Raw genomic sequence first — 19,576 nt, 5'->3', positions numbered from 1 at the left:
ACCAACACCAGGGAGACCAGAATGCAAGACGCCGTCATCGTATCGACCGCCCGCACCGGCTTGGCCAAGTCGTGGAAGGGAGCCTTCAACATGACCCATGGCGCGACCCTCGGCGGCCACGTGCTCGCCGCCGCCATCGAGCGCGCCGGCATCGCGGCCGGCGAGGTCGAGGACGTGATCATGGGTTGCGCCAATCCGGAAGGCGCCACCGGCGGCAACATCGCGCGCCAGATCGCGCTGCGCGCCGGCTGCCCGGTCACGGTGCCGGGCATGACCGTCAACCGCTTCTGTTCTTCCGGCCTGCAGACCATCGCCCTGGCCGCCCAGCGCGTGCTGGCCGGCGAAGGCGAAATCTTTGCCGCCGGCGGCGTCGAGTCAATCTCCTGCGTGCAGCAGGAAATGAATACCCACATGCTGCGCGACCCGGCGCTGCGCGCCCAGAAACCGGAAATCTACTGGTCGATGCTGCAGACGGCCGAGATGGTCGCGAAGCGCTATGGAGTCGCCAAGGAGCGCCAGGACGCCTACGGCGTGCAGAGCCAGCAGCGCGCAGCCGCCGCCCAGGCCGCCGGCCGTTTCGACGCCGAGATCGTGCCGATGACGACCGTGATGGGCGTGGCCGACAAGGCATCGGGGCGACTGCTGACGCGCGAGGTGACGATCGCCGCCGACGAGGGCATCCGGCTTGACACCACCATCGAAGGCGTGAGCAAGATCCGCAGCGCGCTGCCGGGCGGCGTGATCACCGCCGGCAATGCCAGCCAGTTCTCGGACGGCGCCTCGGTCTCGATCGTGATGAGCCGGCGCATGGCCGAAGCGAAGGGCCTGGCGCCGCTGGGCGTGTTCCGCGGCTTCGCGGTGGCCGGCTGCGAGCCCGACGAGATGGGCATCGGCCCTGTGTTCGCGGTGCCGAAGCTGCTGCAGAAAGCGGGCCTCACGGTCGACGACATCGGCCTGTGGGAGCTGAACGAGGCCTTCGCCGTACAGGTGCTGTATTGCGCCGACAAGCTCGGCATCCCGATGAAGCGCCTGAACGTGAACGGCGGCGCGATCGCGGTCGGCCACCCCTATGGCGTCTCGGGGGCGCGCCTGGTCGGCCATGCGCTGATCGAGGGCAAGCGCCGCGGCGTGAAGTACGTCGTGGTGACGATGTGCATCGGCGGCGGCCAGGGCGCGGCGGGGCTGTTCGAGGTCCTCTGACCGTGCCCGCTTGCTATACAAAACCTTGATATGCAAGAACTTTTGAAACGGTAAGAAAGATTCGAGAAAGATATGATCAAGCACATCGTGATGTGGAAGCTGAAAGAGCATGCCGAAGGCGCCGACCGCGCAGCGAATGCGCGCGAGATGAAGCGGCGCCTGGACGAATGCGCCAACATCGTGCCCGGCATCCACGCCTTCGAGGTCGCGCTGGCCCAGCCGGGCCTGGAGGCGACCTACGACGTGGTCCTGTACTCGGTGTTCGAGAACAAGGAGGCGCTGGAGGCCTACGCGCAGCACCCGACCCACCAGGCCCTGATGCCCTTCTTCAAGGCCGTGCGCGACGAGCGCCAGTGCATGGATTACGAAATCTAAGCCATTACTCACAATAGCAACAACAACGGAGACAGCATGCGCACTACCCAGGAATTATTTTCACTTCAAGGCAAGACCGCACTGGTGACCGGCGGCTCGCGCGGCCTCGGCCTGCAAATGGCCGAGGCGCTCGGCGAGCAGGGCGCGCGGCTGGTGCTTTCCTCGCGCAAGCAGGACGAGCTCGACGCGGCCGTGGCCCACCTGGCGGCCAGGGGCATCGAGGCCTCGGCCATCGCCTGCGACCTGTCGAACGAGGCGAACGTCCAGCCTTTCGTCGAGGAAGCGCTGCGCCGCCTCGGCCAGATCGACATCCTGATCAACAACGCCGGCGCCAGCTGGGGCGCCCCGGCCGAGGAGCATCCGCTCGAAGCCTGGGATAAGGTGATGAACCTGAACGTGCGCAGCATCTTCCTGGTGTCGCAGGCGGTCGGCAAGCTGTCGATGATCCCGCGCCGCTACGGGCGCATCGTCAACATCTCCTCGATCGCCGGCCTGGCCGGCAACCCCCCGGGCACCATGAGCACCATCGCCTACAACACCTCGAAGGGCGCGATCGTGAATTTCACGCGCGCCCTGGCCGGCGAATGGGGCCGCCACGGCATCACCGTCAACTCGATCGCGCCGGGCTTCTTCCCGTCTAAAATGACCAAGGGCGTGTTGTCGACCATCGGCGCCGACGTGCTGGCCAAGGATGCGCCGCTGGGCCGCCTGGGCGACGACGAGGACTTGAAGGGCGCGGTGGTGCTGTTCGCCTCCGACGCCGGCAAGCACATCACCGGCCAGATCCTGGCCGTCGACGGCGGCGTGTCCGCTGTCTGAGGGAGAGTTCCATGCAAGATTTCAACGGCAAGGTGGCCGTCATCACCGGGGCCGGCAGCGGCCTGGGACGCGAATTCGCCGAGACGGCGGCAGGCATCGGCATGAAGCTGGTGCTGGCCGACGTCCAGGCCGACGCGCTCGAGAAGGTCACCGACGACCTGCTGGCGCGCGGCGCCGAGGTGCTGGCCATGGTCTGCGACGTCAGCAAGGCCGCCCACGTGCAGGAATTGGCGGACGCGGCGGTGGCGCGCTTCCACGGCATCCACCTGGTGTTCAACAACGCCGGCGTCGGCTCGGGCGGCCTGGTCTGGGAGAACAGCGAGCAGGATTGGGAATGGGTGCTGGGCGTCAACCTGTGGGGCGTGATCCACGGCGTGCGCATCTTCACCCGCACCATGCTCGAGTGCGCGAAGAAGGATCCGTCCTTCGAGGGGCACATCGTGAACACGGCCTCGATGGCGGGCCTCCTGAACGCGCCGGCGATGGGCGTGTATAACGTTTCCAAGCACGCCGTGGTCTCGCTGACGGAGACGCTGTACCACGACCTGGAACTGGTCGGGGCGCCGATCGGCACCTCGGTGCTGTGCCCGTATTTCGTGCCGACCGGGATCAGCCACTCGCACCGCAACCGGCCGGAAGACCTGCGCGCGGAAGGCGGGCCGACCAACAGCCAGGTCGCGGCGCAGGCGCTGACGGTCAAGGCGGTGGAATCGGGCAAGGTGTCGGCGGCCGACGTGTCGCGCATGACCTTCGAGGCAATCCGCGAGAAGCGCTTCTGGATCTTCTCGCACCCGCAGGCGCTGGGCGGCGTCGAGGAAGGCATGAAGGCGCTCCTCGAAGGGCGCAATCCGCCGGATCCCTACGCGGCCACGCCGCACATCCGCGCGATCCTCAAGGCCAAGCTGTAAGGCCGCCGTAGGGTGGGCTCCCGAGCCCACGCGGGGATACGCGGGGATACGTTACGGGGCCGATCCCGGCGTCGGCAAGCGGTGCGGCGGATCGGCCTTGGGTTGAACGCGTGGACGGCGCAAGAGACGCGTTGTCGCCCGCCGTAAGGTGGAGCCGTCCACCCTACGGCTGCAGGATGCGCTCGTGCAGCTCGGGCGGCGCGTTCTCGTACAGCTTGACCACGGTCGAGGTCCGGGTGCCGTAGCCCGGCGTCTCGATGCACACCGCCGACAGCACGCGCTCCAGGTCGATCGGCACGCCGGTCTCGGGCAGGCGCATGTCGGGCGCGCGCGTGGTGTCGGCCAGCATCTCGAAGTAGGCGTCTTCCGGCGCGCCCTGGCACAGCAGGCTCGCGAACTGGGCCTTGGTGCGGGTGACTTTCGGCCAGGGCGCGTCGAGCAGGCCGTTCGAGATGCCGTAGATGCGGCCGGGCTCCAGCGGCTGGCCGTTGCGCGCGTCGCCGCCGGCGCGGTTCGAGTACCAGTACAGGGCGCTCGCGTCCCCCAGCACCAGGTTGTAGCCGTTGTAGACGTCGCCGCGTGCCGCGACCACCTCCAGGTACTCGGCGGCCGACAGCGAACCCTGCAGGAAGTCGGCCACCAGCGCCCCGCGCGACGGCGCGTCGGGCCGCACCTCGCTGGGAGCGCGGATATTCGTCAGGGCGGCGAACTTCGGGCCGTGCGGGCCCTCGCGCGTCACGCCCATCCAGCTGCCGCCGTGTTCCAGGTCGCGGCCCGCGATCACGTTCGGGTTCTCGGGCCAGGGCGCGGCGGGGGCCGTCGGACGGTCGTAGAACTCGTCGCGGTTGGCGGCGGCGATGACGGGCACGCCGGGGATGACGCGCCAGGCGAAGACGATCAGGCACATGCGGTGAACTCCACGAAAACTTCGGTACGGCGCGGCCCTTCGGTCAGCGGCGCCAGGCCGGCATCGACTGCGGCCGTCTCGAGCAGGGCAGGGAAAGTGTCGGCGACGCAGGGATAGACTTCCATCCAGGTCTGCAGGCCGTCGCGGCCTTCGGGGCGGCGCTTGAGCTGGACCGCCACACCCGCTTCCCGCGCCAGGTGCGCCTGCGTGGCGCGCACCAGCGGCTCCAGGTGGGCGGCATGCTCGTCGCGCACCTTGTAATACACGTACAGGTCGATCATCTAGAGGTCGAGCGCGTCGAGCGGATAGGGCAGGGACGCGAAGCGCAGCGCCGGGCCGGTGGCCGCGCCGAGGCGCACGTCTTCTTCCAGGGCGGCCAGCTTCATCTCGACCAGCATGTCGGCGCCGCCGGCGCCGTTCGGGGCGGCGTTGACCACCATGCCGCAGGGCTGCTCGGGGTCGGCGGCGGAATACAGTTCGTCGCCGGCGCGCGCCGCCGCGTTCTCGACCGTGGCCAGCGTCGTACGGCGTTTGAGCTTGCCGAGGTACTGGCTGCGCGCGACGATCTCCTGGCCCGGATAGCAGCCCTTCTTGAAGTTCACGCCGCCGAGCAGCTCGAGGTTGACCATCTGCGGCACGAACTGCTCCTGGGTCGGTTGCGTCACCTGGGGCACGCCGGCATGGATCGCGGCCAGTTGCCAAGCCTGGTTGCCGCCGAGCGCGAGTGCATCGCGCAGGGGCCCGAATGCGGCCTCGGCATGGGCGGGCGAGGTGATCCAGAGCCAGCGCGGCGCCGCGAAGGCGTCGGCCAGGCGGATCACGGTTCCCTTGTCGCTCGACACCTTGCCATACGGCGCGGCGGGCAGTTCGCCGACCTGGGCGCGCAGCGCCGCTTCGGCTTTCGCGCCGCCCAGGCCGAGCACGGCCGCGAAGGCCTCCTCCTCGGTGGCGTCGCGCAGCTTGGCCTTGGCGCGCAGCACGAACATGGTGAGGCGCTTCTGCAGCGGCGGCTGTATCGCGCGCGGCAATTGCAGGTAGATGGCTTCTGCGTCCCGCCACATCAGGAAGGTCGCCTGCAGGCGGCCCTTCGGGGTGCAGTAGCCGGCCAGCCGGGCTTCGGCGGTGCCGAGGTGCTCGACGTCGTTGGTCAGCTGGTTGTGCAGGAAGCCGGCGGCATCGTCGCCGGCGACCGCGATCAGGCCGAGGTCGGTCACGGGGGCGAGGAAGCCGGCGGCCAGCTCGTCGACGCCCAGCGTGCGGCCGAAATCCTCGACCTGGGTGGCTTCGTCAATGTGGAAGCGGGCGCCGTGCGACGCCAGATAGTCTGTCCAGTTGCTCATAAATCCAATATTCTTCGCAATTAGGCTTTATCATTACGGCCTCATTATAGAGTTGTCGAGCATTTCGCGCCGGAGACGGCCAAAAACACTTAAAGCAAGAATGGCACTGATAAAAAAAATCATGATTACCGGCGCGATCGTGTCAGTCGCGGCGGCCGGCGGTTTCGCCTGGTGGTCCAAGCGTCCCTTGACCACGGCGGAGCCGCCGATCGAATTCACCATCACGCCCGGCAGCGGCGTGAACGCGGCCGCCCAGCAGATGGCCCGGGCCGGCGTGCCCATCGACCCCTTCCTGTTCCAGGTGCTGGCGCGCGTGACCGGCGACGCCGGGCGCATCAAGGCCGGCAGCTACGAGCTGAAACCGAACACCTCGCCGCGGCGCCTGCTCACGCAACTGGTGCGCGGCGAATTCGCCCAAGAAGCCGTCACCATCATCGAGGGCTGGACCTTCCGCCAGATGCGCGAGGCGATTGCCGCCACCAGGACCCTGCGCCACGAGACGACGAAGCTGTCCGACGCCGAACTGATGGCGAAGATCTCGCCCGAGTTCAAGCAGCCCGAGGGCCTGTTCTTCCCGGACACCTACCTGTTCGCGAAGGGGTCGAGCGACATGCAGATCTACCGCCAGGCGCACCAGATGATGCTGAACCGCCTGAACGCGGCCTGGGAGACGCGCGACCCGAACCTGCCCTACAAGAATCCCTACGAGGCCCTGATCATGGCCTCGATCGTCGAGAAGGAAACCGGCCAGAAGAGCGAGCGCGCGATGATCGCGGGCGTCTTCGTGAACCGCCTGCGGGTCGGCATGATGCTGCAGACCGACCCCAGCGTGATCTACGGCATGGGCCTGCGCTACGAGGGCAAGATCGCGAAGAAGGACTTGCAGACCGACACCCCGTACAACACCTACACCCGCTACGGCCTGCCGCCGACCCCGATCTCGCTGCCGGGCGTGCAGTCGATCGCCGCCGCCATGGCGCCGGCCAAGACCGACGCCCTGTACTTCGTATCGCGCAACGACGGCACCAGCCAGTTTTCGGACAACCTGAACGACCACAATCGCGCGGTCAACCAGTACCAGCGCGGGATCGCACGACCATGACGGCCCGCGGCAAGTTCCTTACCGTCGAAGGCATCGACGGCGCCGGCAAGTCGACCCATATCGGCTTCATCGCCGACTTCCTGGCCGCGCGCGGCAGGCAGGTGGTCGCCACGCGCGAACCGGGCGGCACGCCGCTGGGCGAAAAGCTGCGCGCACTGCTTCTGCACGAAAAGATGCACCTGGAAACCGAGGCGCTGCTGATGTTCGCCAGCCGCCGCGAGCACATGGCCCAGGTGATCGAACCGAACCTGGCGGCCGGGGCCTGGGTCCTGTCCGACCGTTTCACCGACGCCAGCTTCGCCTACCAGAGCGGCGGGCGCGGCCTGGACCGCACGAGGCTGGAGGCGCTCGAGGCCTGGGTCCATCCGCACCTGCAGCCGGACCTGACCCTGCTGTTCGACGTACCCCTGGAAGTGGCGCGCGAGCGCCTCGACGCCACCCGCACGCTCGACAAGTTCGAGCGCGAGCAGGGCGAATTCTTCGCCCGCTGCCGTAACGAGTATCTGCGCCGCGCCGCGCAGTTCCCCGGGCGCTTCGTGGTCGTCGATTCGACCCGCAGCATCGAGGCAACGCGCCAGACCATCGGCGAGGCGCTGGAGACATTGTTGTGATTTATCCCTGGCAGCACCAAGCCTGGGAGCAGCTGCAGCAGATGCGCGGCAAGCTGCCCCACGCGATCCTGTTCCACGGCCCGGCCGGCATCGGCAAGGCCGACTTCATCGAACACTTTGCCCAGGCCCTGCTGTGCGAGAACGTCCAGCCCGACGGCCAGGCCTGCGGCGCCTGCGCGTCCTGCGGCTGGTTCGTCCAGCACAACCATCCGGACTACCGCCGCGTGCGCCCGGAAGCGCTGGAGGACGAGCCGGCCGGCGACGGCGAGGAGGGCGGCGACGGCGACAAGAAGTCGAAGTCCACCAAGGCGCCCTCGAAAGAGATCAAGATCGAGCAGATCCGCTCGCTGGCCGACTTCATGAACATCTCGACCCATCGCCAGGGTCTGCGCGTGGTGGTGCTGTATCCGGCCGAGGCGCTTAACATGCCGGCCTCGAACGCCCTGCTGAAGACCCTGGAAGAACCGCCGCCCGGCACCGTGTTCCTGCTCGCCTCGAACGGGCTGGACCGCCTGCTGCCGACCATCCTGTCGCGCTGCCGCAAGTTCGCCCTGCCGATGCCCGGCCATGCGGAGGCGCTGGCCTGGCTCAGGGAGCAGGGCGTGCCGGACGCCGACAGCTGGCTGCGCGAGGAGGGCGGGGCGCCGCTGGCGGCGCGCGCCCAGGCCGAGACCGGCAGCCGGGAAGAACTCGACGCCCTGCTGCATTTCCTGGCGCGCCCGAGCAGCGACGCCGCCCTGCGCAATGCCGAAAAGCTCAGCAAGACGCCGCTGGCCGCCCTGGTGGCATGGCAGCAGCGCTGGCTGTACGACCTGCTCTCGGTGAAGTTGTCCGGCGTGGTGCGCTATTATCCGCGCTACCAGAAGGAACTTGCGGCCCTGGCCGCGAGCGTGCACACTGCGAATCTGTTGCGTGCAGTAAAGTCGACGAACGAGCGGCGCGCGGTGGCGGACCACCCCTTGTCGGCTAAACTGTTTGTCGAAGACATGCTGCTCGATTACACGCGCTGCTGCAGCTCCGCCTGAAAGGAATCCGATGTCCGGCAACACAACCGACCCGAACGCCTCCGTCCTGCCGCGGCCGGCGGTGCTGTCTCTTGCCATCAAGGAAAAGGCGGCGCTGTACGCCGCCTACATGCCTTTCCTGAAGAATGGCGGCATGTTCGTGCCGACCAACAAGCCCTACAGGATCGGCGACGAGATCTACCTGATCCTGTCCTTGATGGACGACGCGAACAAGTACCCGATCGCCGGCAAGGTGGCCTGGATCACACCAAGCGGCGCCAACAACAGCAAGGCGCAAGGCGTCGGCGTGCATTTCCCGGCTGACGAGACCGGCCAGCGCGCCAAGGCCCGCATCGAAGAAATCCTCGGCGCCGCGCTGCGCTCCTCGCGCGCCACCCATACCCTGTAATTTCCCGTCCTGTCCCGCCCTGTTCATGCCGTCCTATATCCACCGCCTCGCCCGCCGCGACGACCTGCCGACCATCGTCGACATCTATAACTCCACTATCGCCTCGCGCGACGTCACCGCCGACACCGAACCGGTCAGCGTCGCTTCGCGCGAGGGCTGGTTCGCCGAGCACACGCCCGAGCGCCGTCCGCTGTGGGTGATCCATGCCGCCGGCGACCAGTCCGACAACCAGGAAGTCATCGGCTGGATGTCGTATTCGAATTTCTACGGCCGCCCGGCCTATGCGGGAACGGCCGAGCTGTCGATCTATATTGCGGAAAGCTGGCGCGGCAAGGGCATCGGCCGCTATTGCCTGGAGCAGGCGATCGCGTTCGCGCCCGAGATCGAGGTGCATACCTTGCTCGGTTTTATCTTCGGTCACAACGCGCCCAGCCTGGCGCTGTTCCGCAGCTTCGGTTTCGATACCTGGGCCCATTTCCCGCGCGTTGCGAACCTCGACGGCGTCGAGCGCGACCTCGTCATCCTGGGCAAGCGGGTCGTCGAATAAAGCGGCGCTATGTGCGCCATTTAACAATTCACGGCACACATTGTTAATTCCTGGCGGACACAGCAACATGTCGAGATTCTTTACAGATCGCCTTTCCACATTACGGTAATAATATAAGTCATTGATTAACAAGCATTAATTCTTCTGGCATGAGTATTGCATACACCTGGGGTCCCACTTACAAAGACCACTTGGTTAAGAGGAATTATGAAATTTGTTAAAAAAATGATGTGCGCAGCAGCCGTCGCAGCTTGCACCATGGGTACCGCTTCCGCAGCACCGGTCCTGAACGACTGGGTCTTCAATCCGACCGGCGGCGGTTTCGACAACGGCCAGGTCATCAACGAATATCTTGACGTCAACGGTAACGCGTTCATCGAGCTGACCTCGACTGGCGCCAACTCCTTCAACTTCAAGGAAACCGCAGTCTTCAACATCCAGCAGGCCGACAGCAACGGTCAGCTGTTCCCGCTTAACTATGCAGGCGGCAACATCACGGCTACCTTCGAAGCCATGGGTAGCGGCACCTTCAACGGCGCCTTCAGCTTCACCGGCGGCACCATCAAGATGTACCAGAACCCGACCAATGGCCAGTACGGCGGCACCGAGGGCTACTTCGGCGCCAACCTGGGCAACCTGATCGCCGAGTTCAACGTGCTGGCCGGCGGCGGCGGCCTGGTCGATGCCAGCGGCAGCCCGACCAACAACGGCCAGGTGACGGTGCTGGCTTCGGCTGCCCCGGGCATGCTCGACGCCGGTTACTTCTTCACCGGCGAGGGCAAGGACCTGTCGGGCTCGTCGGTGCTGTCCTTCGCCTTCACCAACGCCAACACCCTGGGCCGTCCGACCGACCGCCTGGTGGACGAAGTGGCTTGCCAGTTCGGCGGCTTCCAGGGTCCGGGCTGCTCGGGCGGCAGCTACGCCAACGCGCCGGGCCAGTACTTCTTCCTCGGCACCAACGGCCAGTTCAAGCTGGCCGAGGGCGCGGAAGTGCCGGAGCCGGGCTCGCTGGCCCTGTTCGGCATCGCCCTGCTGGGCGCCGGCGCGGTGGTGCGCCGTCGCAAGAACGCGGCGTAATCTTGCCGGCGTGAGGAAAGAGCGGCTACGGCCGCTCTTTTTGTTTGTGGATGGGCACTCGTTGATGCCGGTTTTCGTAGGGTGGGTACTCGTACCCACCTTGTGCGGACCTGGCGTCGCTGCACAGTTTGACACCCGAAAACCGGGGGCCGTTGTCTGACGGTGGCAGGAGAGCATGCGCGGACGCGCAGCGGGACGAACGGGTGGGTACGAGTACCCACCCCACGAGAAGCCTGAACCCACCCGCGCGTGGCAACACAGGCCGCCTGCCCTTACAATGTCGGCATGTACATCGATTCCCACTGCCACATCAATTTCCCCGAACTCGCCGCGCGCATGCCCGAGGTCCTGGCCAAGATGGCCGAGAACCAGGTCACGCATGCGCTGTGCGTCTCGGTCGACCTGCCCGATTTCCCGGGCGTGCTCGCGCTGGCCGAGCAGTATCCGCATATTTACGCCTCGGTCGGCGTGCATCCCGACTACGAGGACACGCCCGAACCGACCGTCCAGCAACTGGTCGAGCTGGCCGACCATCCGAAGATCGTCGCCATCGGCGAGACCGGCCTCGACTACTACCGCCTCGAGGGCGACCTCGAATGGCAGCGCGAGCGCTTCCGCACCCACATCCGCGCCTCGCGCGAGACGCGCAAGCCGCTGATCATCCACACCCGCTCGGCCAGCGAGGACACCATCCGCATCCTGCGCGAAGAGGGCGCGGGCGTCACGGCGGGCGGCGTGGCCGGCGTCATGCACTGCTTCACCGAGTCGCTCGCGGTGGCCGAGGCCGCGATCGAGATGGGCTTCTACATCTCGTTCTCCGGCATCGTCACCTTCAAGAGCGCGAAGGAGCTGCAGGAAGTGGCGCGCGCGGTGCCGATGGAGCGCATGTTGATCGAGACCGATTCGCCCTACCTGGCGCCGGTGCCTTACCGCGGCAAGATGAACGAGCCGGGCTATGTGCCGCACGTTGCCGAGTTCATCGCCAATCTGAAGGGCCTGCCGCTGCGCGAAGTGGCGGACCGCACCAGCGAGAATTTCTTCAACCTGTTCCAGCACGCCAGAAAGGCCTGACATGACCCTTGCGCGCCGCGTTGTCCTGCGCAGCATCCTCGGCGCGACGGTGGCGTCAGCCTGCGCTTGCGCCGGCCTGGCCCATGCGGCCCCGACGCCGCCTGACGGCGCCGCGCTGGCCCGGTTCTTCCGCGCCGTCCAGCTCGACGACGCCAAGACCGTGCAGGGCATGATCGGCGCCACGGTCAACGCCAACCAGCTCAATCCGATCGGCGGCGAGCCGGGCCTGGTGCTGGCGCTGCGCGAGGACGCCATGCGCGTGGTCCAGGTGTTCCTCGACCATCCGGGCACGAACCTCGAAACCAGGGCGGTCAACGGCAACACCGCGCTGATGATGGCCGCCTTCAAGCGCAACCGCGCGGCCGTCGAGCAGCTGCTGGCCAAGGGCGCCTGCATCGATCAGCCCGGCTGGACCGCCTTGCACTACGCGGCCGCCAGCGGGGACGACGAGATCGTGCGTATCCTGCTCGCGCGCGGCGCGAAGATCGACGCCGTCTCGCCGCTGCGCAGCGGCGCCTACACGCCGCTGATGATGGCGGCGCGCGAAGGCAAGGACGGCACCGCGCTGCTGCTGATCGGGCAGGGCGCGAACGCCGCGCTGAAGAACAGCGAGGGCTTGACCGCCGAGCAGCTGGCCGAGCGCGCCGGCAAGACGCGCGTGGCGCAGGCGATCCGCCAGGCCGCGCGCTGATCCGGCGCCGGTCCTCGGGTTCGCCGCGGCCGGGGCAGGGAGGCCCGCGTTGCGCCGCCTGCCCGCGCCGTCCGTCGCCGCAATCGGCAGCCTGGCCCGGCCACGCCGCCGTTCGTCGCAGCCGCATTGCGCGCGGCCGGCGGCCTGCCTAGACTGCGGACATCGATAAGCTGAAGGAGTATGCGATGTTGGGCTTCCTGTTGTGGCTGCTATTGCTGTTCGTGTGCTGGCCGCTGGCCTTGCTGGCCCTGGTGGTCTATCCGCTGGTCTGGCTGCTCCTGCTCCCGTTTCGCCTGCTGGGCATCGGCGTCGAGGCCGTGTTCGAACTGTTGCGCGCCGTGGTGATGCTGCCCGCGCGCGTGCTCGGCCTGTCCTCGGGGCGCTGAGCGCCTTGCCGGACGGGCTCCCGGCAGAGTGTGGGGCAATTAACAGACGCGCGCAGCACGATCGCCTACTGTGGAGTCGTCCGCTTTCACCCGGAAGCGAACTTTTGACTGTAAGGAAAAGATTATGCGCCTGGACATTTACCGCAGAGCCGAAAGCGACGGCAAGTTCTCCTACCTGGCCGTCCCGGAGACCCGCAACATTCCCGAAGAAGCCACCAACACCGACTGGGAAGTGGAGGCCCGCGCCTTCGAAGTCGACGACAACGCCGAGCAATTGCCCGACTATGACATCGACAACCTCAGCCGCCAGCTGGACGAAAAAGGCTATGCGATGACCGCGCTCCACTAAAAAGCGCAGTCCACGGCCGGCGCCCGCCCGCGGGACGTTCGGCTGATCGTCGTGCCGCAGCCTGGGAGCTTCGGCATGGACGCGACAATCTCCTGTCGAATTCGCCGGGGGCCGGACGAGCCCCTGGCGGATATGCTATTCTTGCGCCCTGTTTACAATGATGTTGACCGAGTGGTCAGTTCCTGGGGGTGCGTGATGAAGTGGGCGGTAATCGGTTTTTATTTTCTCTCGATCCTGCACATTCACTTCCGCGGCAAGGTCCGCCTGCCGTTCGGACGCCAGCTGTTCGACCATTCGTCGTTCATGGCGCCGATCAACATCTTCATGCATTACTTCTCGAAGGTGCCGAGCACGCCCTACATCCCGGTGAGCCAGTTCCCCGAGTTGGCGCCGCTGCAGCAGAACTGGCAGGTGATCCGCGCCGAGGCCGAGAACATGCTCGCGCTGAAGAAGATCAAGGCGGCCGAGCAGAATGACGACGCCGGCTTCAACTCCTTCTTCAAGACCGGCTGGAAGCGCTTCTACCTGAAATGGTATGACGCCAGCCACCCGTCGGCCCAGCGTCTCTGCCCCCAGACCTATGCGCTGCTGCAGGCCATCCCGTCGGTGAAGGCGGCGATGTTCGCCGAACTGCCGCCGGGCGCCAAGCTCAATCCGCACCGCGATCCTTTCGCCGGCTCGATGCGCTACCACCTGGGCCTGGCCACGCCGAACGACGATCGCTGCTTTATCGACGTCGACGGCCAGCGCCACAGCTGGCGCGACGGCGAAGGCGTCATCTTCGACGAAACCTACATCCACTGGGCGATCAACGGCAGCGACAGCGACCGCGTGATCCTGTTCTGCGACGTCGAGCGCCCGATGCGCTACCGCTGGATGCAGGCGATCAACCGCTGGCTGGGCCGCACCATGATGACCGCCGCCAGCTCGCCCAACGAAACCGGCGACCAGACCGGCTTCGTCAGCAAGGCGTTCCGCGTGTCGCACGTGATGGGCCAGTACCGCCGCCGCTACAAGGCCTGGAACAAGACCGCGTACAAGGTCACCAAGGTGGCCCTGATCGTCGGCGTGGCCGCGCTGATCTACTGGCTCTGATCCGCTCGCTTCGGGGTATCGCTGCGCCCGGGGCGGAAGGACGCGGCCGGGTTCGTCCCGATTCGCCGGGATTCGGTCCGATGTCCCCTGGCGCTGTCCGATCCCCTCTGACGCCATGATGAAGCGCCGCTGAAAAGCGGCGCTTTTTTTCGGCCCACCGGCATATTTTGTAACTAACCGACAGGGTCGAGCGCCAGCACCATTAGTTGCCAGGACCATTAGCCGCCAGCACCGATCGCCGCCAGGCCCATACACCGCAAGCCCGTTCGTGCCAGCCCGTCAGTCCGTTGGATCCGGCGTCACGCGGGTGAGCTTGTAGTCGGCGGCGGAACGTTCGAGCGCCAGGCCCAGTTCGTCCTTGAGCTCGGCGGCTTTCGCGCCACTCTCGAGGCGGCGCTTCGCAAAGGTATTGCGCAAGGTGCGTCCGCCGGAATGCCACGGGTCCATGCCGGCGCGCTCGAAAGTCGCCCGCATCTGCACGTAGACGGTTTTCCTGGTCATCCGGGCGCCGGTCAGGTTGGCGGGGAAGACCAGCTCGCCCGGAATCGCCATCGCTTCGCGCTCCTGCAGCCAGGCGCGCAGCTCGTCGGCGCCGTCGCGGGGGAGGGCGACCTCGTGCTCGTGGCTGGTGTCGTGCTTGGCCTCGGGGGTGATGGTCAGCACGATCGATCCGTCGAGTGCGGGCTGGCGTCCGACTTCCGGAATGAGCAGGCCGATCGCTTCGGACACCCGCAGGCCGGCCAGCGCCATGACGACCTGCATCGCGCGGTCGCGCCGGCGCTTCCAGCCGTCGAAAGGCGTGCTGCGCCGGCGTCGCGGCGCCGGCGCGGGGAGGGCGGCGAAGAAGCGCTCCAGCTGGTCCTCCGACAGGCTGCGTCCGGCCTCGTCTTTTGCGATGTGGGCACGGTCGATGCCGAGGATGGCCTGCTGCGCCGGATTCGGCACTACCTCGAGGTGTTCGTAGCAGCGTTCCAGCAAGCGCAGGTAGCGGTAGGCGATCTTGCTGTTCAGGACGCGCTTGCCCTTGACCGTGCGGCCGATGAAGCGCAACAGGTCCGCGTGGGTGACGCTGGAGAAGGCGAGACCTTGCTCCATGAACCAGCTGCTCACGTTGTTGAACATGAAGATGTAGATCTTCGCCGAGTCCGCCGACAGCCCCCGGAGCGTGCCGTCGGCGCGGGGGCGCCGGCCGGTTTCGGCAAAGGCCGTGGTGGTCACGAAGTCCTTGAATGCGCGGACGGGATCGGCATCCCACGATGTCGGATAATGCATGGCGAACGAGCCCAAATGGAGATCGCTTACCTTACCATAAAACGTAACTAACCAACGGTTGATTTCACGAAAACCGACCAATCAAACGGCACGGACTACGGAAAGTAGCCCGGAAACGCAACAAGGCCGCCAGGAAAGAGGCCCGGCCGGCCAGGCATTTTTCGACGTCGCTCCGCCTGCGCAGCCGCAACCGTGGCCGCTGCGCGCATGCCGCCGCCGTCAGCGGTACACCAGCACCGGAATGGCGCTCTGCACCAGGACCTTCTGGGTTTCGCTGCCCAGCAAGACGCTGCCGATCCCGTGCCGGCCGTGCGAGGCCATGATGATCAGGTCGCAGCCGCGCTCGCGCGCCGTGTGCAGGATCGCCTCGGCGGGCCGGTCCGAACGCACCAGTACCGTATTGCAGGTGACGCCGGCGGCCCGCGCCGCGTCGACGATCGTCGCCAGGAACTTGTCGCCGCGCCGCTCGCTGGCGGCCAGGTACTCGTCCTCGGTGGTTTCGATCATGTCGGAATCAAGGGTAAAGGTGCGGAACTCGGGCAGGGCGGTAACGCCGGTTACCTGGGCGCCGACTTCCTTGGCAAAGCTGACGCCCGCGAGCACGGCGCGTTCCGACAGCACCGACCCGTCGGTGGGAATCAGAATGTGCTTGAACATGGTGGCTCCTCGATGCGGCCGCGCGACCCCGCACCGCGCGTGGTCGATCGCGTGCAGCCGGCATAAGTCTGACCCTCGGGGCTGCTTCTGTATTTGATCCAGGTCAAATCGCAAGTGCCGCACCTTGTCGGGTTCAGGCCGCGACGGCCCGGCGCGGGCGCCCGCTCAGGAGTCGCGCATCGGCGCACCGGAATAGGACGCGTCGCGCGGTTCGAGCAGGATCCGCTTCATGAAGCGGCGCAGCCGGTTGGTCTGAGCCTCGAAAGGCAGGTGGAACAGCCAGGCAAAGGCGACGATCGCGGCGAACAGCGCGCCGTACACGAGCACCGAAGCGGGATCGGTCGGCGACAGGTGGCTGATGCCATACGGCTGGCCGAGGTGCTTGATCAGGTACAGCAAGGGGTAGTGGATGACGTACAGGGTGAAGGAGAACGGCGCCAGGACGCCCAGCGCGATCGCGATGCGGTTGCCCGGACGCCTGCGCTCGGCCGGAAACTGCAGGCTCGACAGCAGGCAGAGAAAGAGCAGGCTGAACAGCAAGTCCTCGGGAAAGGTCGCCACGATCAGGGTGCCGATGCTGCCGCTCAGCCGCAGGTACGCCGCCAGCGCGAGCAGCACCGCCACCAGTGCCAGGCGCATCGGGCGCGACAGCACGATGCGCACGCGCGAAAACCCCACGCCGAGCAGCCAGATCAGGAAGTAGAGGCTGATGTCGGCCAGCAATTGCGAAGCGATGAAGATGGCGAGGAGCGGGCCCGCCGCCTTCGCGAAACGGGACTTGCCGATGACGGGCAGCAGAAGCAGGGGGAACAGGGCGTAGTACCAGATCTCGTTCGCCAGGCTCCAGAGCGCGTAGTTGCCGCCGAAACGGGGCACGGCCATGCCTTGCAGGCCGAACAAGTTGCCGAGGAAGGTGGTCAGCGAATACGCGTCGTCCGGCGCATAGCTGACCCGGGTCGGATCGACGCTGCCCGTCACGGTGCCCAGCACCAGGGTCAGGACGAAGCCCGGAATCAACACGATCCACAGGCGGGTGACGCGGTCGATCGCATACGAGGCCAGGAGCCGTGGCTGTCCCAGTTTGTTGAGCACGCTGCCGCCCACCAGCCAGCCGCTGAGCAGGAAGAAGATGACGACGGACAGGTGCCCGAACCCGGTCACGAAGGCCAGGGCCTGGTACCAGAGCGCCGGCGCGGACACCGTCCGCAGGCTAGGATAGAACTCGCCGCGCAGATGGGTGGCCAGCACCTGCAGCGCCGCGCAGGTGCGCAGGGCCGAGATGAGGATCGAGTGCTGGCAGGATTCGTCAAGGTTGGTCTTGCCGAGCAGGCTTACGCGCGGCGCGCTTGCGGGATTCATGCTTCCTCCGTCCGGGTCTGGTCGCCTCAAATCCTAGGGCCTTGGCGGCGGGTCGGGCTTGCGAGCGCGCAGGACGGGCCGGATTGTCGGGCCGGTTTTTCCGGTGCTGCAGCACGCGCATTCTGGAAATCACTCTTTGCTGTCCAGTTGGTTCGCGGCGTCAAGTTGCTACACGGTTTTATTTCACTGTGCAATCCGTTGCCACAGGAAAGCTTCGTGTCCGGGACGGGCTTTGCGCGGAGGCTTGTGCCTGATCAGCTCACGGCCGGGCCACGGCCTCTAGAGTAGGTACGAACCGGGGAGAGGCCGCCGCCGGACGACGATGCCGTCCCGGCGCCCGCACCGGCAAACCTTGCACCTACTTCACGGGAAGGGAATCCGTCATGAACCAGCATTCGCTCAGCACCCCCGCCTTCCGCAGAAAAGCCCTGGCCGGTATCCTGCTGCCGCTCCTCGTCGCGGCGGGCGGCGCCGCCAAGGGGGGCGGCGCCGGTCCGAATGTCCTTGCGTCGCCGGCCGGCGCAAGCGCCGCGCAAGCGGAAACCGTCGAGGCGGCCCATGCCGGCGGCACGCCGCCGGTGTACAGCGTGATCAATCTCGCGCCTCCCGGCACCAACGCGCGTCTGAACGAGAAGGGACAGGTGGCCTTCAGCGGCCCGAGCTACGTCGGCGCGGGTTTCTATGACGGCGTGCGCGTCCACGACATGGGCTCGCTCGCGGGCGGCATCGTGCGCGTCGCCGACCTGAACAACCGCGGCGTGGTCGCGGGCACCTCGGCCTTCGCCACGGATCCGTTCGCCATACAGATTCCCTTCACCTGGACCGTCGCCGGCGGCTACCGCGTGTTGCCGGGCCCGCGCGACGGCACCGCGCAGGCGATCAACGACCGCAACCAGGTGGCCGGGACCCTGCCCATCCCCGACGCGCCGTACCCTGGCATTCCCTATCGCGCAGTGCGCTGGGAACCCGACGGGACGATCGTTCCGCTCGGGCCGGTCCCGGCCTTGAGCTCCTGGCCCAACGATATCAACAACGCCGCGCTGGCCGGAGGCTATGCCATCGAAGAGGATGTCCTGGCGACCTTGTGGGGCCGCGACGGCCGCGCCCTGAGCCTGGGTCCTGGCCAGGTCGAGCACGTCAATGAAAGAGGCGATGCCGCCGGCTATCGTCTCACCAGCCCGGAGGGCAGCCCGGACGTGCGCTATCGCGGCTTTTTCCGCGGCGCCGGCAGCCGGCTGGTATGGACCGGCGCCCAGGCCGGCATCGAGAGCGTTTTCGAGCTTGTCACCGACCTGAACGATCGCGGCGAGGTCGTCGGCAACACCAGCAGGCCGGGCGGCACGGCCGCTTACCTGTGGTCGCGCGCGCGGGGGCTGGTCCTGCTGCCGCGCGGTCCGGCAGTCGCGACCGGTGTCGCCGACGTGAACAACCATACGCAGATGGTGGGACGGATCGCGCTCGACGCGCTTGGTGAGCGCGCCGCGCTGTGGCGGGGGGCGAGCAAGCCGATCGACCTGAACGAACTCGTTTACCGGCGCCCGCCCGGGCTGGTATTGACCGAGGGCTTGGCGATCAACGATGCCGGCACCATCGTGGCCGCGTCGAACGCGGGGCTGGTCCTGCTGCGTCCGGGCAGAACGGGAAGCGACGCCCCCGTGCTCGGCCCGGTGAACGGCTTGCCCGATATCGTCACGGTCGGCCAGGAGGTGCGGCCCACCCTCGGCTTCATCGGCACGCCCCGCAACGATGGCTATGGCGCGGTGGCCGAGTGGAGCGACGGCTGCGTGTCGCCGCATCCGTTGGTACGCAGTGCGAACGGCGTGGGTGAGGTTCGCCTGCAGCACCGTTTCTGCGTTTCCGGTCCTGTCAGCCTGACGCTGCGTGTCACCGATTCCGCCGGGCGCAGCACCCGGACCAGCAGGCGCGTGTTCGTGAGCGACCCGGCGGTGGCCGCTGTGAGCGGCCATGGCGCGCTGGCGCGCCCAGCCGGCGCGGGCGGCCAGGCGCTGCGGTTCTCGTTCTGGGCGCCGATCGGCAGACAGGCCGCAACCGGAGCCGACCGCGCCACCGTGGCATTCCAGGGGCCGTTCACGTTCGACGGCCAGAAGCTCAGCAGCGTGGTGCGCGAAGGCCGGCAGGTGCGGCTAGAAGGAACCGGCCAGTTCAACGGCCGGGCGGGCCACCGCTTCCTGGTCGAAGCCGTCGACGGCGACGCGCGGACTGTGGGTAGCGCAGGCAGCGGCGACCGCCTGCGCGTGCGTATCGTCCACACTGGCGCGGCTGGCAAGGAAGTCGTCGACTACGACAGCGCGCCAGCCGCTGAGGGCGCGGCGGCGGCGACCGCGGCGGCAGGCCAGGTCCCGGTGGCGGAGGGAGCGATCGTGCTGAACGATTGAG

At 67.1% G+C, this 19,576-nt stretch carries 22 protein-coding genes; 16 read left to right on the top strand and 6 right to left on the bottom strand.

From position 1 onward, the window contains the following. Window positions 1-21: 21 nt before the first annotated feature. The 4 genes from RT688_RS10560 to RT688_RS10545 all read left to right on the top strand — a co-directional run bounded on the left by RT688_RS10560 (window position 22) and on the right by RT688_RS10545 (window position 3,302). Complete coding sequence (locus RT688_RS10560) at window positions 22-1,200, top strand: acetyl-CoA C-acyltransferase (RefSeq protein WP_313704835.1); 1,179 nt, start codon at window positions 22-24, stop codon at window positions 1,198-1,200. A gap of 72 nt (window positions 1,201-1,272) precedes the next feature. Next, window positions 1,273-1,575 carry a Dabb family protein gene (locus tag RT688_RS10555; protein ID WP_313704834.1) on the top strand — a complete coding sequence of 101 codons (303 nt, stop codon included), beginning with the start codon at window positions 1,273-1,275 and terminating at the stop codon, window positions 1,573-1,575. 36 nt (window positions 1,576-1,611) lie between these two features. Further along, complete coding sequence (locus RT688_RS10550) at window positions 1,612-2,394, top strand: SDR family oxidoreductase (RefSeq protein WP_313704833.1); 783 nt, start codon at window positions 1,612-1,614, stop codon at window positions 2,392-2,394. An 11-nt stretch (window positions 2,395-2,405) separates the two neighbouring features. Further along, the gene (locus tag RT688_RS10545; protein ID WP_313704832.1) at window positions 2,406-3,302 is read left to right on the top strand and encodes an SDR family oxidoreductase; all 897 of its coding nucleotides are present in this window, start codon (window positions 2,406-2,408) and stop codon (window positions 3,300-3,302) included. Between the two features lie 163 nt (window positions 3,303-3,465). On the opposite strand, the gene RT688_RS10540 is transcribed toward RT688_RS10545, so the two are convergent. Genes RT688_RS10540 through RT688_RS10530 form a run of 3 tightly spaced genes read right to left on the bottom strand, consistent with a single transcriptional unit; the run spans window position 3,466 to window position 5,549 of the window. Further along, window positions 3,466-4,209: an NRDE family protein gene (locus RT688_RS10540; RefSeq protein ID WP_313704831.1), complete on the bottom strand. Its 744-nt coding sequence runs from the start codon at window positions 4,207-4,209 to the stop codon at window positions 3,466-3,468. Then, window positions 4,200-4,490: a DUF4936 family protein gene (locus tag RT688_RS10535; protein WP_313704830.1), complete on the bottom strand. Its 291-nt coding sequence runs from the start codon at window positions 4,488-4,490 to the stop codon at window positions 4,200-4,202. The genes RT688_RS10540 and RT688_RS10535 overlap by 10 nt, the downstream gene beginning before the upstream one ends. Continuing rightward, window positions 4,491-5,549, bottom strand: a complete 1,059-nt coding sequence (locus RT688_RS10530) for a folate-binding protein (protein WP_313704829.1) — start codon at window positions 5,547-5,549, stop codon at window positions 4,491-4,493. 100 nt (window positions 5,550-5,649) lie between these two features. On the opposite strand from RT688_RS10530, the gene mltG reads away from it, so the two are divergent. From mltG to lpxO, 11 genes are all read left to right on the top strand, one after another. Then, on the top strand, window positions 5,650-6,651 hold the full coding sequence (mltG, locus tag RT688_RS10525; protein ID WP_313704828.1) for an endolytic transglycosylase MltG: 1,002 nt from the start codon (window positions 5,650-5,652) through the stop codon (window positions 6,649-6,651). Beyond that, window positions 6,648-7,262: a dTMP kinase gene (tmk, locus tag RT688_RS10520; protein WP_313704827.1), complete on the top strand. Its 615-nt coding sequence runs from the start codon at window positions 6,648-6,650 to the stop codon at window positions 7,260-7,262. The genes mltG and tmk overlap by 4 nt, the downstream gene beginning before the upstream one ends. Further along, window positions 7,253-8,287, top strand: coding sequence for a DNA polymerase III subunit delta' (locus RT688_RS10515; RefSeq protein ID WP_313704862.1), 1,035 nt, complete (start codon window positions 7,253-7,255; stop codon window positions 8,285-8,287). Before tmk ends, RT688_RS10515 begins: the two co-directional genes overlap by 10 nt. 10 nt (window positions 8,288-8,297) lie before the next feature. Then, window positions 8,298-8,675, top strand: coding sequence for a PilZ domain-containing protein (locus tag RT688_RS10510; protein WP_313704826.1), 378 nt, complete (start codon window positions 8,298-8,300; stop codon window positions 8,673-8,675). Between the two features lie 25 nt (window positions 8,676-8,700). Further along, window positions 8,701-9,222 (top strand): N-acetyltransferase family protein, encoded by a 522-nt coding sequence (locus RT688_RS10505; RefSeq protein ID WP_313704825.1) that lies wholly within the window; start codon window positions 8,701-8,703, stop codon window positions 9,220-9,222. 207 nt (window positions 9,223-9,429) lie between these two features. After that, entirely contained in the window at window positions 9,430-10,299 is an 870-nt protein-coding gene (pepA, locus tag RT688_RS10500; RefSeq protein WP_313704824.1) for a flocculation-associated PEP-CTERM protein PepA, read from the top strand. 285 nt (window positions 10,300-10,584) lie between these two features. Continuing rightward, complete coding sequence (locus RT688_RS10495; RefSeq protein ID WP_313704823.1) at window positions 10,585-11,370, top strand: TatD family hydrolase; 786 nt, start codon at window positions 10,585-10,587, stop codon at window positions 11,368-11,370. A gap of 1 nt (window position 11,371) precedes the next feature. Continuing rightward, window positions 11,372-12,061 (top strand): ankyrin repeat domain-containing protein, encoded by a 690-nt coding sequence (locus tag RT688_RS10490; protein ID WP_313704822.1) that lies wholly within the window; start codon window positions 11,372-11,374, stop codon window positions 12,059-12,061. A 185-nt stretch (window positions 12,062-12,246) separates the two neighbouring features. After that, window positions 12,247-12,447 (top strand): hypothetical protein, encoded by a 201-nt coding sequence (locus RT688_RS10485; RefSeq protein WP_313704821.1) that lies wholly within the window; start codon window positions 12,247-12,249, stop codon window positions 12,445-12,447. Between the two features lie 124 nt (window positions 12,448-12,571). After that, the gene (locus RT688_RS10480; RefSeq protein WP_313704820.1) at window positions 12,572-12,796 is read left to right on the top strand and encodes a DUF6139 family protein; all 225 of its coding nucleotides are present in this window, start codon (window positions 12,572-12,574) and stop codon (window positions 12,794-12,796) included. A 195-nt stretch (window positions 12,797-12,991) separates the two neighbouring features. Next, entirely contained in the window at window positions 12,992-13,891 is a 900-nt protein-coding gene (lpxO, locus tag RT688_RS10475) for a lipid A hydroxylase LpxO (RefSeq protein ID WP_313704819.1), read from the top strand. Window positions 13,892-14,170: 279 nt separating this feature from the next. Here lpxO and xerC read toward each other — a convergent pair whose 3' ends face one another. The 3 genes from xerC to RT688_RS10460 all read right to left on the bottom strand — a co-directional run bounded on the left by xerC (window position 14,171) and on the right by RT688_RS10460 (window position 17,179). Then, window positions 14,171-15,163, bottom strand: coding sequence for a tyrosine-type recombinase/integrase (gene xerC, locus RT688_RS10470; RefSeq protein WP_313704818.1), 993 nt, complete (start codon window positions 15,161-15,163; stop codon window positions 14,171-14,173). Window positions 15,164-15,382: 219 nt separating this feature from the next. Beyond that, window positions 15,383-15,820 (bottom strand): universal stress protein, encoded by a 438-nt coding sequence (locus RT688_RS10465; RefSeq protein WP_313704817.1) that lies wholly within the window; start codon window positions 15,818-15,820, stop codon window positions 15,383-15,385. 165 nt (window positions 15,821-15,985) lie between these two features. Continuing rightward, window positions 15,986-17,179, bottom strand: a complete 1,194-nt coding sequence (locus RT688_RS10460; RefSeq protein ID WP_313704816.1) for an acyltransferase — start codon at window positions 17,177-17,179, stop codon at window positions 15,986-15,988. 383 nt (window positions 17,180-17,562) lie between these two features. On the opposite strand from RT688_RS10460, the gene RT688_RS10455 reads away from it, so the two are divergent. Beyond that, window positions 17,563-19,575, top strand: coding sequence for a hypothetical protein (locus RT688_RS10455; RefSeq protein ID WP_313704815.1), 2,013 nt, complete (start codon window positions 17,563-17,565; stop codon window positions 19,573-19,575). Window position 19,576: the final 1 nt, after the last annotated feature.

This window comes from Massilia sp., from assembly GCF_032106685.1.
In the GTDB taxonomy this organism is placed as follows: Bacteria; Pseudomonadota; Gammaproteobacteria; order Burkholderiales; family Burkholderiaceae_D; genus Telluria.
Note: the sequence above shows the minus strand (reverse complement) of the source record. Positions and strands in the feature narration are given on the sequence as shown.

Excerpts from the sequence above, each read along its gene's own strand:
- RT688_RS10560 (WP_313704835.1), top strand. The coding sequence starts at position 22 with ATGCAAGACGCCGTCATCGTATCGACCGCCCGCACCGGCTTGGCCAAG.
- RT688_RS10555 (WP_313704834.1), top strand. The coding sequence starts at position 1,273 with ATGATCAAGCACATCGTGATGTGGAAGCTGAAAGAGCATGCCGAAGGC.
- RT688_RS10550 (WP_313704833.1), top strand. The coding sequence starts at position 1,612 with ATGCGCACTACCCAGGAATTATTTTCACTTCAAGGCAAGACCGCACTG.
- RT688_RS10545 (WP_313704832.1), top strand. The coding sequence starts at position 2,406 with ATGCAAGATTTCAACGGCAAGGTGGCCGTCATCACCGGGGCCGGCAGC.
- RT688_RS10540 (WP_313704831.1), bottom strand. The coding sequence starts at position 4,209 with ATGTGCCTGATCGTCTTCGCCTGGCGCGTCATCCCCGGCGTGCCCGTC.
- RT688_RS10535 (WP_313704830.1), bottom strand. The coding sequence starts at position 4,490 with ATGATCGACCTGTACGTGTATTACAAGGTGCGCGACGAGCATGCCGCC.
- RT688_RS10530 (WP_313704829.1), bottom strand. The coding sequence starts at position 5,549 with ATGAGCAACTGGACAGACTATCTGGCGTCGCACGGCGCCCGCTTCCAC.
- mltG (WP_313704828.1), top strand. The coding sequence starts at position 5,650 with ATGGCACTGATAAAAAAAATCATGATTACCGGCGCGATCGTGTCAGTC.
- tmk (WP_313704827.1), top strand. The coding sequence starts at position 6,648 with ATGACGGCCCGCGGCAAGTTCCTTACCGTCGAAGGCATCGACGGCGCC.
- RT688_RS10510 (WP_313704826.1), top strand. The coding sequence starts at position 8,298 with ATGTCCGGCAACACAACCGACCCGAACGCCTCCGTCCTGCCGCGGCCG.
- RT688_RS10505 (WP_313704825.1), top strand. The coding sequence starts at position 8,701 with ATGCCGTCCTATATCCACCGCCTCGCCCGCCGCGACGACCTGCCGACC.
- pepA (WP_313704824.1), top strand. The coding sequence starts at position 9,430 with ATGAAATTTGTTAAAAAAATGATGTGCGCAGCAGCCGTCGCAGCTTGC.
- RT688_RS10495 (WP_313704823.1), top strand. The coding sequence starts at position 10,585 with ATGTACATCGATTCCCACTGCCACATCAATTTCCCCGAACTCGCCGCG.
- RT688_RS10490 (WP_313704822.1), top strand. The coding sequence starts at position 11,372 with ATGACCCTTGCGCGCCGCGTTGTCCTGCGCAGCATCCTCGGCGCGACG.
- RT688_RS10485 (WP_313704821.1), top strand. The coding sequence starts at position 12,247 with ATGTTGGGCTTCCTGTTGTGGCTGCTATTGCTGTTCGTGTGCTGGCCG.
- RT688_RS10480 (WP_313704820.1), top strand. The coding sequence starts at position 12,572 with ATGCGCCTGGACATTTACCGCAGAGCCGAAAGCGACGGCAAGTTCTCC.
- lpxO (WP_313704819.1), top strand. The coding sequence starts at position 12,992 with ATGAAGTGGGCGGTAATCGGTTTTTATTTTCTCTCGATCCTGCACATT.
- xerC (WP_313704818.1), bottom strand. The coding sequence starts at position 15,163 with ATGCATTATCCGACATCGTGGGATGCCGATCCCGTCCGCGCATTCAAG.
- RT688_RS10465 (WP_313704817.1), bottom strand. The coding sequence starts at position 15,820 with ATGTTCAAGCACATTCTGATTCCCACCGACGGGTCGGTGCTGTCGGAA.
- RT688_RS10460 (WP_313704816.1), bottom strand. The coding sequence starts at position 17,179 with ATGAATCCCGCAAGCGCGCCGCGCGTAAGCCTGCTCGGCAAGACCAAC.
- RT688_RS10455 (WP_313704815.1), top strand. The coding sequence starts at position 17,563 with ATGAACCAGCATTCGCTCAGCACCCCCGCCTTCCGCAGAAAAGCCCTG.